Source organism: Pseudomonas sp. p1(2021b), assembly GCF_020151015.1.
In the GTDB taxonomy this organism is placed as follows: Bacteria; Pseudomonadota; Gammaproteobacteria; order Pseudomonadales; family Pseudomonadaceae; genus Aquipseudomonas; species Aquipseudomonas putida_K.
Window position 1 is genome coordinate 4,644,484 of sequence record NZ_CP083746.1, and the last position, 12,380, is coordinate 4,656,863.

General features: G+C 65.9%; 10 protein-coding genes. 6 read left to right on the forward strand and 4 right to left on the reverse strand.

The window, feature by feature from the left end; genetic code table 11:
* The first annotated feature begins 86 nt into the window (after positions 1-86).
* The 6 genes from K8374_RS21580 to yccS all read left to right on the forward strand — a co-directional run bounded on the left by K8374_RS21580 (position 87) and on the right by yccS (position 9,523).
* On the forward strand, positions 87-1,529 hold the full coding sequence (locus tag K8374_RS21580; RefSeq protein ID WP_224457131.1) for a TldD/PmbA family protein: 1,443 nt from the start codon (positions 87-89) through the stop codon (positions 1,527-1,529).
* Entirely contained in the window at positions 1,529-2,857 is a 1,329-nt protein-coding gene (locus K8374_RS21585) for a TldD/PmbA family protein (protein WP_224457132.1), read from the forward strand. Before K8374_RS21580 ends, K8374_RS21585 begins: the two co-directional genes overlap by 1 nt.
* Before the next feature lie 136 nt (positions 2,858-2,993).
* On the forward strand, positions 2,994-4,421 hold the full coding sequence (gene mdtD, locus K8374_RS21590) for a multidrug transporter subunit MdtD (RefSeq protein WP_224457133.1): 1,428 nt from the start codon (positions 2,994-2,996) through the stop codon (positions 4,419-4,421).
* A 112-nt stretch (positions 4,422-4,533) separates the two neighbouring features.
* Entirely contained in the window at positions 4,534-5,871 is a 1,338-nt protein-coding gene (dbpA, locus tag K8374_RS21595; protein ID WP_263498543.1) for an ATP-dependent RNA helicase DbpA, read from the forward strand.
* A 72-nt stretch (positions 5,872-5,943) separates the two neighbouring features.
* Entirely contained in the window at positions 5,944-7,125 is a 1,182-nt protein-coding gene (locus tag K8374_RS21600; protein WP_224457135.1) for an NAD(P)/FAD-dependent oxidoreductase, read from the forward strand.
* A 217-nt stretch (positions 7,126-7,342) separates the two neighbouring features.
* On the forward strand, positions 7,343-9,523 hold the full coding sequence (yccS, locus tag K8374_RS21605) for a YccS family putative transporter (protein ID WP_224457136.1): 2,181 nt from the start codon (positions 7,343-7,345) through the stop codon (positions 9,521-9,523).
* On the opposite strand, the gene K8374_RS21610 is transcribed toward yccS, so the two are convergent.
* The 4 genes from K8374_RS21610 to K8374_RS21625 all read right to left on the reverse strand — a co-directional run bounded on the left by K8374_RS21610 (position 9,520) and on the right by K8374_RS21625 (position 12,339).
* Positions 9,520-10,467: an ornithine cyclodeaminase family protein gene (locus tag K8374_RS21610; protein WP_224457137.1), complete on the reverse strand. Its 948-nt coding sequence runs from the start codon at positions 10,465-10,467 to the stop codon at positions 9,520-9,522. The two genes, yccS and K8374_RS21610, sit on opposite strands and share 4 nt — an antisense overlap.
* Positions 10,464-11,441 (reverse strand): threonine/serine dehydratase, encoded by a 978-nt coding sequence (locus tag K8374_RS21615; RefSeq protein WP_224457138.1) that lies wholly within the window; start codon positions 11,439-11,441, stop codon positions 10,464-10,466. The genes K8374_RS21610 and K8374_RS21615 overlap by 4 nt, the downstream gene beginning before the upstream one ends.
* 88 nt (positions 11,442-11,529) lie before the next feature.
* Complete coding sequence (locus tag K8374_RS21620; RefSeq protein ID WP_224457139.1) at positions 11,530-11,826, reverse strand: helix-turn-helix domain-containing protein; 297 nt, start codon at positions 11,824-11,826, stop codon at positions 11,530-11,532.
* Positions 11,827-11,838: 12 nt separating this feature from the next.
* The gene (locus K8374_RS21625) at positions 11,839-12,339 is read right to left on the reverse strand and encodes a M48 family metallopeptidase (RefSeq protein ID WP_224457140.1); all 501 of its coding nucleotides are present in this window, start codon (positions 12,337-12,339) and stop codon (positions 11,839-11,841) included.
* Positions 12,340-12,380: the final 41 nt, after the last annotated feature.

Genomic DNA, 12,380 nt, shown 5'->3' on the forward strand with positions numbered 1-12,380 from the left:
AGACATCGCCCCAGGCCAAGCCCCTAGCCGCCAAGGCAATGTATGAGGGTGGTTCTAGGGGGAGCCACCGCGCACCGGAGGTTCCCATGTTCGATTCCAGCGCCCTGCTGCATCAACGCTTCAAAGCGCTGCGCAGCTCGGCCGAGATATTTTCCCTGCGCCATGTGAAGCAGTCGCACCAGAGCCTGTCGGTGCGCCGCAATGTGGCCGAACCGCCTTCTTTCAGCCAGGACGAAGGCGCGATGCTCACCGTGCGCGTCAATGGCGTCGAGGCCTATGCCGCCACCGCCGACCTGTCCCAGGCCGGGCTGCAGCACGCCCTGGAGCAGGCCGAAGCCCTGGCCCGCACCATCGCCGCCCACAGTTTGCTTGACCTGCGCGACCAGCCGGTGACAAGCCAGCGTCACGACCATGTCTCGCCCAACTTCGACCAGCCCCTGCCAAGCCTGGCCGAGTGCCTCGAGCTGCTCGCCAGCGAATCGGCCAGCGTACCCAGGGACAGCCGCCTGGTAGACTGGCAGGCGAGCCTGGGTACCAGCCAGGTCGAGCAAACCTACCTGAACTCGGCCGGTGCCGAACTGCGCCATGCCCAACGCTTCCTGTTCCCCGGCCTGAGCGTGACTGCCAGCGATGGCCAGGACAGCCAGTGCCGCAGCCTGGGCAGGGAGAACTTCGGCCAGCAGGGCGGCTTCGAGGTCATCGAGCGCTGTGGCCTGGTCGGTGCTGCCCGCCGCATCGCGGACGAAGCCCTGCAACTGTTGCTGGCGCCCAATACCCCCAGCGGCCCCCGCGACCTGCTGCTGATGCCCGACCAGATGATGCTGCAGATCCACGAATCCATCGGCCACCCGCTGGAGATGGACCGCATCCTGGGCGACGAACGCAACTACGCCGGCACCAGCTTCGTCAAGGCGAGCGACTTCGGTCACTTGCAGTACGGCTCGAACCTGCTCAACGTGACCTTCGACCCCACCATCGGCGAAGAATTGGCCAGCTATGCCTTCGATGACGATGGCACCCAGGCGAGCAAGCAGTACCTGATCCGCGACGGCCTGTTGCTGCGCCCCCTGGGCGGGGCGTTGTCGCAATACCGCTCGGGCCTGGAGGGCGTGGCCAACAGCCGGGCCTGCGGCTGGAACCGTGCCCCCATCGACCGCATGGCCAACCTCAATATCGAACCGGGCGACCGGACGCTTGCGCAACTGGTCGCCGGTATCGAGCGCGGCATCCTGATGCGCACCAACCGCTCCTGGTCCATCGACGATGCGCGTAACAAATTCCAGTTCGGCTGCGAGTGGGGCCAGTTGATCGAGGACGGCGAACTCAAGGGCGTGGTGAAGAACCCCAACTACCGCGGCATTTCCGCCGACTTCTGGCGCAACCTGTCCGCCGTTGGTGACCACAGCACCTTCCAGGTGCTCGGCACGCCCAACTGCGGCAAGGGCGAACCCAACCAGGTGGTGCGGGTCGGCCACGCCTCGCCGGCCTGCGTGTTCCGCCAGATCGACGTATTCGGAGGGGATGCCTGATGGCCCGCTACCAACAACGTTTCGAAGACCTGCTCGGCACCCTGCGCAGTGCCATCGAGCCTGGGGAGCATTTCACCCTCGGTTACAGTGCCGAGCACTCGCAGTTCGTGCGCCTGAACCATGCCAAGGTACGCCAGGCTGGCCTGGTCAGCCAGGCCAGCGTCCAACTGCGACTGGTGCGCGATGGCCGCCAGGCGCAGCAGCAGGTCACCCTGGGCGACGACGCCGCCCTCGACAGCCAACGCCTGCGCGACGGCCTCGCACAGTTGCGCCAGACCTTGCCGCTGCTCCCGGCCGACCCCTACCTGAGGCTCGATGAAAGCGCCTGGCACAGCCACAGCCTGCTGCAGGAGCCGCTACCGGAACTGAGCGAAGTGCTGGCACTGGTCGAGCGCGAGGCCGGCGACCTGGACCTGGTCGGGATCTATGCCGCAGGCCCCATCTGCCACGGCTTTGCCAGCTCGTTCGGGGCCTTCGGCTGGCACCAGGCCAACAGCTTCAACTTCGACTGGAGCCTGTTCCATGCCAACGGCCAGGCAGTCAAGGCCAACTATGCGGGCCAGGCCTGGAATGCTGAACACTTCGTCGCGCGTCTACGCCAGGCCCGTGAGCAACTGGCATTCCTGGGGCGCCCGGCCATCACCCTCAAGCCCGGCCGCTACCGGGCCTACCTGGCCCCCGCGGCCATGGACGAGATCGCCGGCATGCTCTGCTGGGGCGGCTTTTCCGCCCAAGCGCTGGCCACCGGCAACAGCCCCCTGCAGCGCCTGTACAACGGCGATGCCTGCCTCAGCCCACGGGTCAGCGTCGACGAACAGGTCAGCGGTTCGCTGAGCCCGCCGTTTTCCGATGAGGGCTCGCCGCGCCAGGACCTGCGTCTGATCAGCGAGGGCCGCGCCCTGGAGCGCCTGGTCAGCGCACGCAGCGCTGCCGAGTTCGAACTGCAGGCCAACGGCGCCGACGGCTACGAGTCGCCGTGCGCGCTGAGCATGGCGCCGGGGCAGCTGGCATCGGCGCAGATCCTCGAGCACCTGGGCACGGGCCTGTACATCAGCAATCTCTGGTACCTGAACTACTCCGACCTGCCGGCCGCGCGCATGACCGGGCTGACCCGTTTCGCCACTTTCTGGGTCGAGGATGGCCACATCCAGGGGCCAGTCAGCACCATGCGCTTCGACGACAGCCTGTACAGTTTGCTGGGCAGCCAATTGGAAGACCTGACCCTCGAGCGGGAATTGATCCTGTCGACCAGCACCTATGGCCAGCGCAGCACCGGATCGAGTCATTTACCGGGGGCGTTGGTCAAAGCCCTGACACTGACGCTGTGATTGGAGAACAGGGGCTGCTGCGCAGCCCTTTCGCGGCACAAGGCCGCTACAGGGAACGCTGGCGGCCTTGTGCCGCGATCGAGGGCAAAGCCCTCGCCATGGAAGCATCATGCAGTTCCGGAAGAATGAGGTTCACATGCCCGAACGCGCCCCGCTGGACCCCGTCACCGCCCGCTGGATCCCTTGGGTGGTGGCCATCGCCTTCTTCATGCAGTCCCTGGACGGCACCATCCTCAATACCGCCCTGCCCGCCATGGCCCGCTCCCTGGCCGAAGACCCGCTGCGCATGCAGGGCGTGATCATCGCCTACATGCTCACCGTCGCCTTGTTGATCCCTGCCTCGGGCTGGATCGCCGACCGTTTCGGCACCAAGCGCATCTTCTTCAGCGCCATCATCCTCTTCAGCCTCGGCTCGCTGCTGTGCGCCATGGCCAATAGCCTGACCTTCCTGATCCTCGCCCGGGTCATCCAAGGCCTGGGCGGCGCCCTGATGTTGCCGGTCGGCCGGCTGGTGGTGCTACGCGCCTACCCGCGCTCGGAGCTGGTGCGAATCATGAGCTTCGTCACCATCCCCGGCCTGCTCGGCCCCCTGCTGGGGCCGACGCTGGGCGGCTGGCTGGTGGAGATCCTCAGCTGGCACTGGATCTTCCTGATCAACCTGCCCGTCGGCGCACTGGGCTGCTATGCCGTGTGGAAGTTCATCCCCGACCTGCGCGGCGTCGAGCGCACCACGTTCGACGGCCCTGGTTTCATCCTGTTCGGCGCGGCGATGGTGCTGATCACCATCGCCATGGAGGGCCTGGGCGAACTGCACCTGCCACACCTGCGGGTCATGCTCCTGCTGTTCGCCGGCATGGCGTGCCTGGCCGCGTACTGGCTGCGCGCCGGGCGCGACCCGGAGCCGCTGTTCCCGCCCAGCCTGTTCCGTGTGCGCACCTTCGCCATCGGCATCCTCGGTAACCTGTTCGCGCGCCTGGGCAGCGGCGCCCTGCCCTTCCTCGTGCCACTGCTGTTGCAGGTGGCGCTGGGCTATTCACCGGCCGAGGCCGGCATGAGCATGATCCCGCTGGCGGCGGCGGCGATGCTGGCCAAATCCATCGCCGGCCCGCTGATCGAGCGCTTCGGCTACCGCATCATCCTCACCGGCAACACCCTGCTACTCGGTGTGCTGTTGGCCAGCCTGGGGCTGGTGGACGAACAGACGCCCTATGCCCTGCTGTTGGTACAACTGGCCCTGCTCGGCGCGGTCAACTCGATGCAGTTCACGGCCATGAACACCGTGACCCTGATCGACCTGGACGACGCCCACGCCAGCAGCGGCAACAGCCTGTTGTCGGTGGTCGCGCAACTGTCGCTGAGCCTGGGGGTGGCCTGTGCCGGTGCCCTGCTTGGTGGCTTCAGTGCAGCCGGCAGCGCCGAAGGCGTGGAAAGCACGCTGGGGGCCTTCCAGCTGACCTTCCTGACCATCGGCCTGATGGCCATGCTCGCGGCAGCGATCTTCCTGCAACTCGCGCCGACGGACGGAAGGCGCGCCCGTCGTCCGGAAGCGCACATGGAGTCGTAGGGCGAATGGCCACGAGGCTGCTAGACTGTGCGGCATTTTTCGCTTCGCAACGCAGGCCCGCCTCGTGACCACCGACTCCACCGCCTTCGCCACCCTGCCGCTGTCCGCTGCCATGCTGGCCAACCTGGACGCCCTCGGCTACACCTCGATGACGCCGATCCAGGCCCAGAGCCTGCCGGTCATCCTCAAGGGCCAGGACCTGATCGCCCAGGCCAAGACCGGCAGCGGCAAGACCGCCGCCTTCGGCATCGGCCTGCTCAACCCGCTCAACCCGCGCTACTTCGGCTGCCAGGCTCTGGTGCTGTGCCCGACCCGCGAGCTCGCCGACCAGGTGGCCAAGGAATTGCGTCGCCTGGCCCGGGCCGAGGACAACATCAAGGTCCTCACTCTCTGTGGTGGCGTGTCCCTCGGCCCGCAGATCGCCTCGCTGGAGCATGGTGCGCACATCATCGTCGGCACCCCGGGCCGGGTGCAGCAGCATCTGGACAAGGGCACTCTAGTGCTCGACGGGCTCAACACCCTGGTCCTGGACGAGGCCGACCGCATGCTCGACATGGGCTTCTTCGACGCCATCGCCAGCATCATCGGCAAGACCCCGTCGCGCCGCCAGACCCTGCTGTTCTCGGCCACCTACCCGGCCGGCATCGAGCAACTGGCCGCCGATTTCATGCGCAAGCCTCAACAGGTGAAGGTCGAGAGCCTGCACGCCGACAACCAGATCGAGCAGCGCTTCATCGAGATCGACCCGCAACAGCGCCTGGAAGCCGTCACCCGCGTGCTGGGCCATTACCGCCCACAATCGTGCGTGGCGTTCTGCTTCACCAAGCAGCAGTGCGAGGACGTGGTCGCCCACCTGACCGCCAAGGGCATCGTCGCCCAGGCCCTACACGGCGACCTGGAGCAGCGCGACCGCGACCAGGTGCTGACGATGTTCGCCAACCGCAGCAGCTCGGTACTGGTCGCCACCGACGTGGCCGCCCGTGGCCTGGACATCGATGGCCTGGACATGGTCATCAACGTCGAACTGGCCCGTGATGCCGAGATCCATGTGCACCGCGTCGGCCGAACCGGGCGCGCAGGCGAGAAAGGCATCGCCATCAGCCTGGTCGCCCCTGCCGAAGGGCATCGCGCCCAGGCTATCGAAGACCTGCAGAAGCGCCCGCTGCGCTGGGAACAGCTCGACAGCCTGAAGAACAAGGGCGGTGAGCCACTGCTGCCGACCATGACCACCCTGTGCATCGCTGCGGGGCGCAAGGACAAGCTGCGCCCAGGTGACATCCTGGGGGCGCTGACCGGCGATGCCGGGATTGCGGGCAAGCAGGTGGGCAAGATCGCCATCTTCGACTTCCAGGCGTTCGTGGCCGTGGAGCGCGCCGTGGCCAAGCAGGCCATGCAGCGCTTGAACAGCGGCAAGATCAAGGGCCGATCCCTGAAAGTCCGCATCGTCTGACCTATTTTCCTGGGGCCGCTGTGCCGCGAAAGGGCTGCACAGCAGCCCCGGCAGTCTTGAAGAGGTAACACCGTGCATTCCACCGACGTGATCATCCTCGGCGCTGGCGCCGCCGGCCTGATGTGCGCCCAGCTCACCGCCCGCCGCAGCCGCCGTGTGCTGGTGCTCGACCACGCCAACAAGCCAGGCAAGAAGATCCTCATGTCCGGGGGCGGTCGCTGCAACTTCACCAACCTGTACACCGAGCCGGCCAATTTCCTCTCGCACAACCCGCATTTCTGCAAGTCGGCCCTGGCCCGCTACACCCAGTGGGACTTCATCGAGCTGGTGGCCAAGCACGCCGTGCCCTACCACGAGAAGAAGCTCGGCCAGCTGTTCTGCGACAACAAGGCCAGCGACATCCTCGACATGCTGCTGGCCGAGTGCGACGAGGCCGGCGCCGAGATTCGCATGCACACCAGCATCGAACAGATCGAGAAGACCGAAGGCGGCTACCTGCTGCAGACCAGCGCCGGCCAGTTCGCCTGCCAATCCCTGGTGATCGCCACCGGCGGCCTGTCGATCCCGACCCTGGGCGCTACCGGCTTTGGCTACCAAGTGGCGCGCCAATTTGGCCACAGCCTGCTGCCCACGCGCGCCGGTCTGGTGCCATTCACCATCACCGAGCCCCAACTCAAGGCACTATGCACCGAGCTTTCCGGCACTTCGCTGGACTGCATCGCCAGCTGCAACGGCACCAGCTTCCGGGAAAACCTGCTGTTCACCCACCGCGGCCTGAGCGGCCCGGCGATCCTGCAGATCTCCTCGTTCTGGGAGGCCGGCGACACAGTCGAACTCAACCTGCTGCCGGACCGCGATGCACTGGCCTGGCTGCAGCAGGTCCAGGCCGAGCGCGCCAATGCCGAGCTCAAGACCGTGCTGGCCGAGGTGTTCACCCGCAAACTGGCCAACCTGTTGGCCGAACAGTGGTTCGTCTCCAAGCCGATGAAACAGTACACCCCGGCCGAACTGGCCGAGGTCGCCGAAAGGCTGTCGGCCTGGCAGGTGGTGCCGGCCGGTACCGAGGGCTACCGCACCGCCGAGGTGACCTTGGGCGGCGTGGATACCCGCGAGGTCTCGTCCAAGACCATGGAATCGCTCAAGAGCCCGGGGCTGTATTTCATCGGCGAGGTGCTGGACGTGACCGGCCACCTGGGTGGTTTCAACTTCCAGTGGGCCTGGGCTTCGGCCAACGCCGCAGCGCAGTTCGTGTAGAGTAGAATCCTTTCAGCAGCACGGAACGCTTCTTGCTGGTCCGTGTGGCAATGCCGGCATTGTATTGGGGCTGCTACGCAGCCCATCGCGGGACAAGCCCGCTCCTACAGGGGTTACGCACACCCCTTTGGTAGGGCTTGTCCCGCGATGGGGCGCGCAGCGGCCCCACGATGGACGGCGCGAAAGGTATCCATTCGATCACTGCCAGCAGGCCATCATGTCATCGAGTTCGCTCCGTCATTCATTGCGTCGCCTTTGGGGCCAAGACAAGTTCAGCTACAGCATCCGGGTGACGGTCGCCCTGACCGGCAGCATGGCCCTGTGCTGGTACCAGGACGAAATGGCCCTGTTGATCCCGCTGTTCCTGGGCATCATCGCCAGCGCCCTGGCCGAGACCGACGACGGCTGGCAAGGCCGCCTGAGTGCGCTGGCCGTGACCCTGGTGTGCTTCGCCATCGCCGCGCTGTCGGTGGAGCTGTTGTTCCCCTACCCCTGGCTGTTCGCCGGCGCGCTGGCCCTGGCCACCTTCGGCCTGACCATGCTTGGCGCCCTGGGCGAGCGCTACGGCGCCATCGCCTCGGCCACGCTGATCCTTTCGGTGTACACCATGATCGGCGTGGACCAGCGCGGCGGCCAGGTCAGCGACTTCTGGCACGAACCCCTGCTGCTGGTGGCAGGCGCGGCCTGGTACGGCCTGCTGTCGGTGCTGTGGCAGGCCCTGTTTTCCAACCAGCCGGTACAGCAGAGCCTGGCCAAGCTGTTCCTCGAGCTCGGCCGCTACCTCAAGCTCAAGGCCAACCTGTTCGAGCCGATCCGCAACCTGGACCTCGAGGCCCGGCGTCTGGAGCTGGCGCAGCAGAACGGCAAGGTGGTGGCGGCCCTGAATGCGGCCAAGGAGATCATCCTGCACCGGGTCGGCAACAGCCAGCCGAATTCCAAGGTCAGCCGCTACCTCAAGCTGTACTTCCTGGCCCAGGACATCCATGAGCGGGTCAGCGCTTCGCACTACCCCTACAACGCCTTGGCCGAAGCGTTCTTCCACAGCGATGTGATGTTCCGTTGCCAGCGCCTGCTGCGCCAGCAGGGCTCGGCCTGCCAGCAATTGTCGCAGTCGATCCGCCTGCGCCAGCCGTTCGTCTATGGCACAGGTTTCGCCGAAGCGCTGGAAGACCTCAATGCCTCGCTGGAGCACCTGCGCATCCAGAGCAACCCGGCCTGGCGCAGCCTGCTGCGCTCCTTGCGGGCGTTGGCCGGCAACCTGGCGACTCTCGACCGCCTGCTGGGCGCCGCCAGCAACCCGGACAGCCTGGCCGACACCGGCGACAGCAGCCTGCTGGACCGCTCACCGCGCAACCTCGAGGACGTCTGGAGCCGCCTGCGCACCCAGCTGACACCGACCTCGCTGCTGTTCCGCCATGCCCTGCGCCTGTCCCTGGCACTGTCGGTGGGCTACGGCATGGTGCACCTGATCCACCCGACCCAGGGCTACTGGATCATCCTCACCACCCTGTTCGTCTGCCAGCCCAACTACGGCGCCACCCGGCGCAAGCTGGTGCAGCGTATCCTCGGTACCGCCATCGGCCTGACCGTGGGGTGGGCACTGTTCGACCTGTTCCCCAGCCCGATCATCCAGTCCATGTTCGCGGTGGTCGCCGGGGTGGTGTTCTTCGTCAACCGCACCACCCGCTACACCCTGGCCACCGCAGCGATCACGCTGATGGTGCTGTTCTGCTTCAACCAGATCGGCGACGGCTATGGCCTGTTCCTGCCCCGCCTGTTCGATACCCTGGTCGGCAGCCTGATCGCCATCGTTGCGGTCTTCCTGGTACTGCCCGACTGGCAGGGTCGGCGATTGAACAAGGTCCTGGCCAATACCCTGGCCTGCGCCAGCGTCTACCTGCGCCAGATCATGCAGCAGTATGCCCATGGCAAACGCGACGACCTGGCCTACCGCCTGGCCCGGCGCAACGCGCACAACGCCGACGCAGCCCTGTCCACCACCCTGGCCAACATGCTCATGGAGCCTGGGCACTTTCGCAAGGACGCAGACGTGGGCTTTCGCTTCCTGGTGCTTTCCCACACGCTGCTCAGCTACCTCTCCGGCCTGGGCGCCCATCGCGACACCGCGCTGCCGGCCGAAGTCCACGAGCAATTGATCGACGGTGCCGGCCAGGGCCTGGCCAACAGCCTCGATGAGATCGCCAACGGCCTGGCAGCGGGCTTGCCAGTGGCCGTCCACAGCGACACGGAAGAAGCCCTGGCCGATACCCTGGAACAGATGCCCGAGGAGCTGGATGAACACCAACGCCTGGTGCAGACCCAACTGGCGCTGATCTGCCGTCAGTTGGGGCCTTTGCGCACCCTGGCAGGCCACCTCATCAAGACACCTGACGCCTAGCGCTGCAGCGACGCCCAGGCGCACTGGGCGATCTGCGCGTCCTGGATCGCGACCCCCGTGAGGTCCGCCAGCGTCACCTGGTCATCATGTTCACGCCCCGGCGCCTGCCCTGCGAGCACGGCGCCCAATTCCACCAATTGCGCCCGCTCGATCAGCCCGGCCTCGAGCGCATGGGAAACTTCGCCGTACTGGCTGCACTGGGCCGCCGAGTCGACAATGATCCGCTGCGCCATCCCCACCAAAGCGGGGTCCAGCTCCTGCTTGCCGACACTATCGGCCCCTAGCGCGGTGACATGGGTGCCTGGCCGTATCCACGCCGCCTGCAGCAGCGGCTCGCGCGATGGGGTGGCACAAACGATCAGGTTGGCGGCTTGCGCGACCTCCTGGGGCTTGCTGGCGACCCGCACATTGAACCCCAGCGTCCGGGCGAACCCACGATAGGCCTCCAGCCGCGCCGGGTCGCGCCCCCACACAACCAGCTCGCGGCAGGCCGTCACCGGCATGAGGTGCGCCAGTTGCAGGCGAGCCTGCATCCCGGTGCCCAGCATGCCAATGGCCTCGACCCGGCTCGGCGCCAGCAGCCGGGCGACGATTCGCCCAGCCAGCGCAGTGCGGATGCACGTCAGCCAGCCGCCATCGGCCAGCAAGCCCAGCGGCGCCCCGGTCCTGGCGCAGAACACCAGCATCATCCCGTCGTTGCTTTCGAGCCCCTTGCCGGGGTTGTCGTAGAAACCGGTGGACACCTTCACGGTAAAGGTCTCGCTGCCTTCCAGGTAGGCCGACTTGATGCAGCAATCCCCATTGGCATGCGGGAAGGCGAAGGCTTGCACCGGCGGCACCTGCACGCGCCCTTCGGAAAAGGCCACGAAGCCTTCCTCCAGGCGCAGTACCGCCTGTTCGATGTCCAGGCTGGCGAGGATCGCCTGCCGATCGAAGACCTTCATGCGATCGCCTCGAGGTATTTTTCCAGCACAATGTTGCGCCCGCACAGCACCACCGCGACCTTCTTGCCCCGATAGGCATCGGCCATCTTCTGCATGCCGGCCATCGCCACACCCGCTGCGCCTTCGATGATCCAGCGCTCGGTTGCGGCGACATCACGCATCGCGTCCCGGATTTCCTGCTCGCTGACCAGCACGGTGCCTTTCAACAAACGCTGGCAAAGCGGCAAGGTGATACTGCCTGGCTCGACGCCACCGGCAGTGCCATCGGAGATCGTCGGCGCCTCCTCCATTTCGATGATCCGCCCTTCTTCCAGCGAACGTTGCAGGGTCGGGGCGTTGGCGGGCCAGCAACCGATCACATCCACCGACGGCGCCAGACGGTGCAGGGCTGCGCCGATACCTGAAATCAGGCCGCCGCCGCCAACCGCGACGAAGACCGCGGCCAGGTCCGGCATCTGCTCGAACAGTTCCATGCCGATGGTGCCCTGGCCCGCGATGATCTCAGGGTCGTTATAAGGTGAAACGAAGGGCTTGCCTTGCTGGAGTGCCTGGCGGGCACCTTCGAGCTCAGCCCCCAGCGAGTCCATCTCCAGCGTGCGCACATCGGCGCCCAGAGCGCGCATGGCGTCGATCTTGTAGGGTGAAGCATCGCTGGTGGTGTACACCGTCACTGGGATCCCCAATGCCTGCCCCGCCAGTGCCAGCCCCTGGCCATGATTACCTGAAGAGGCAGCGACGACGCCCTTGCCCCGCTGCGTGGCCTCGAGCAGCCGCAACTTGTTGCTCGCGCCCCGGTACTTGAACGAACCGGTGTGCTGCAAGTGCTCGCATTTGAGGTACACCTGGCATCCGCTCTTGGCCGAAAGACCGAAGCTATGGGCCAAAGGCGTCACCGCAACTTGGGGGCGCACCTCGCGATGGGCCTCGGCGATCGCGTGGAACAACGTATCGAGGTAGGCGTCGTCGATGAGCATGGGATATCCCTGTCTATATAGATATTTTGTCTACCGTAGACTTTTTATCCAAAAATAACAAGTACCCGACGGGCCTGCTCACAACCGGTCAAGGGTAGCCAAGCACTTCGCGGATCTGGCGCAGGTGCTGAATGATCCACTGCTTGTCGATCGCGCCCCAATCATGGATGCGATAGTGTCCAGCGTGGTTACGCGCCCCCGCCTGCTGCTCGAATTCGCAGACGATGTCCAGGTCGGCCAGGGCGGCGATGGTGTCCTGGGCGGTGCGCCTGGGCATGCCGGTGGCCTCCATCAGCGCCGGCACGCTGGTGGCGGTCTGGCTGTCGATCAGCCAGGCCACGTAGAGCCGACGGTAGAAACTGCTCTTGGTCTTGCTCACATCCATGCTGCTCGATCCTCAGGTGATGCCCGGTAGCTCCCGGTAGGTCAGGTAGACGCGCAGGTCGAACTCCAGTTGATGGTAGTCCGGCTCCATGTGCTGGCAGAGTTGGTAGAACGCCTTGTTGTGGTCGCGCTCACGCAGGTGTGCCAGTTCATGCACCACGATCATGCGCAGGAACTGCGGCGCGGCCTCCTTGAACAACGAAGCGATGCGGATTTCCTTCTTGGCCTTGAGCTTGCCGCCCTGCACCCGGGAAACGGCGGTGTTGAGCCCCAAGGCGCGATGGGTGAGGTCCAGACGGTTGTCGAACAGCACCTTGTCCAGGCTCGGCGCGCTGCGCAGGTAGTGCTGCTTGAGGTCCTGGGCGTAACTGTACAGTGCCTTGTCGCTCTGCACGTCGTGGCGCCCAGGGTAGCGCTGGTGCAGGTAGTCGCCCAGGCGATCGGTGGCGATCATCTGGCGGACCTGCTCTTGCAGGTGGGGTGGGTAGGCTTGCAGGTAGCGTAGGCGGGTCATGGTACGGCGGCTATTCCTGATGAGCTTGGGGCCGCTTCGCG

Excerpts from the sequence above, each read along its gene's own strand:
- K8374_RS21585 (WP_224457132.1), top strand. The coding sequence starts at position 1,529 with ATGGCCCGCTACCAACAACGTTTCGAAGACCTGCTCGGCACCCTGCGC.
- dbpA (WP_263498543.1), top strand. The coding sequence starts at position 4,534 with ATGCTGGCCAACCTGGACGCCCTCGGCTACACCTCGATGACGCCGATC.
- K8374_RS21615 (WP_224457138.1), bottom strand. The coding sequence starts at position 11,441 with ATGCTCATCGACGACGCCTACCTCGATACGTTGTTCCACGCGATCGCC.
- K8374_RS21620 (WP_224457139.1), bottom strand. The coding sequence starts at position 11,826 with ATGGATGTGAGCAAGACCAAGAGCAGTTTCTACCGTCGGCTCTACGTG.
- mdtD (WP_224457133.1), top strand. The coding sequence starts at position 2,994 with ATGCCCGAACGCGCCCCGCTGGACCCCGTCACCGCCCGCTGGATCCCT.
- yccS (WP_224457136.1), top strand. The coding sequence starts at position 7,343 with ATGTCATCGAGTTCGCTCCGTCATTCATTGCGTCGCCTTTGGGGCCAA.
- K8374_RS21610 (WP_224457137.1), bottom strand. The coding sequence starts at position 10,467 with ATGAAGGTCTTCGATCGGCAGGCGATCCTCGCCAGCCTGGACATCGAA.
- K8374_RS21580 (WP_224457131.1), top strand. The coding sequence starts at position 87 with ATGTTCGATTCCAGCGCCCTGCTGCATCAACGCTTCAAAGCGCTGCGC.
- K8374_RS21625 (WP_224457140.1), bottom strand. The coding sequence starts at position 12,339 with ATGACCCGCCTACGCTACCTGCAAGCCTACCCACCCCACCTGCAAGAG.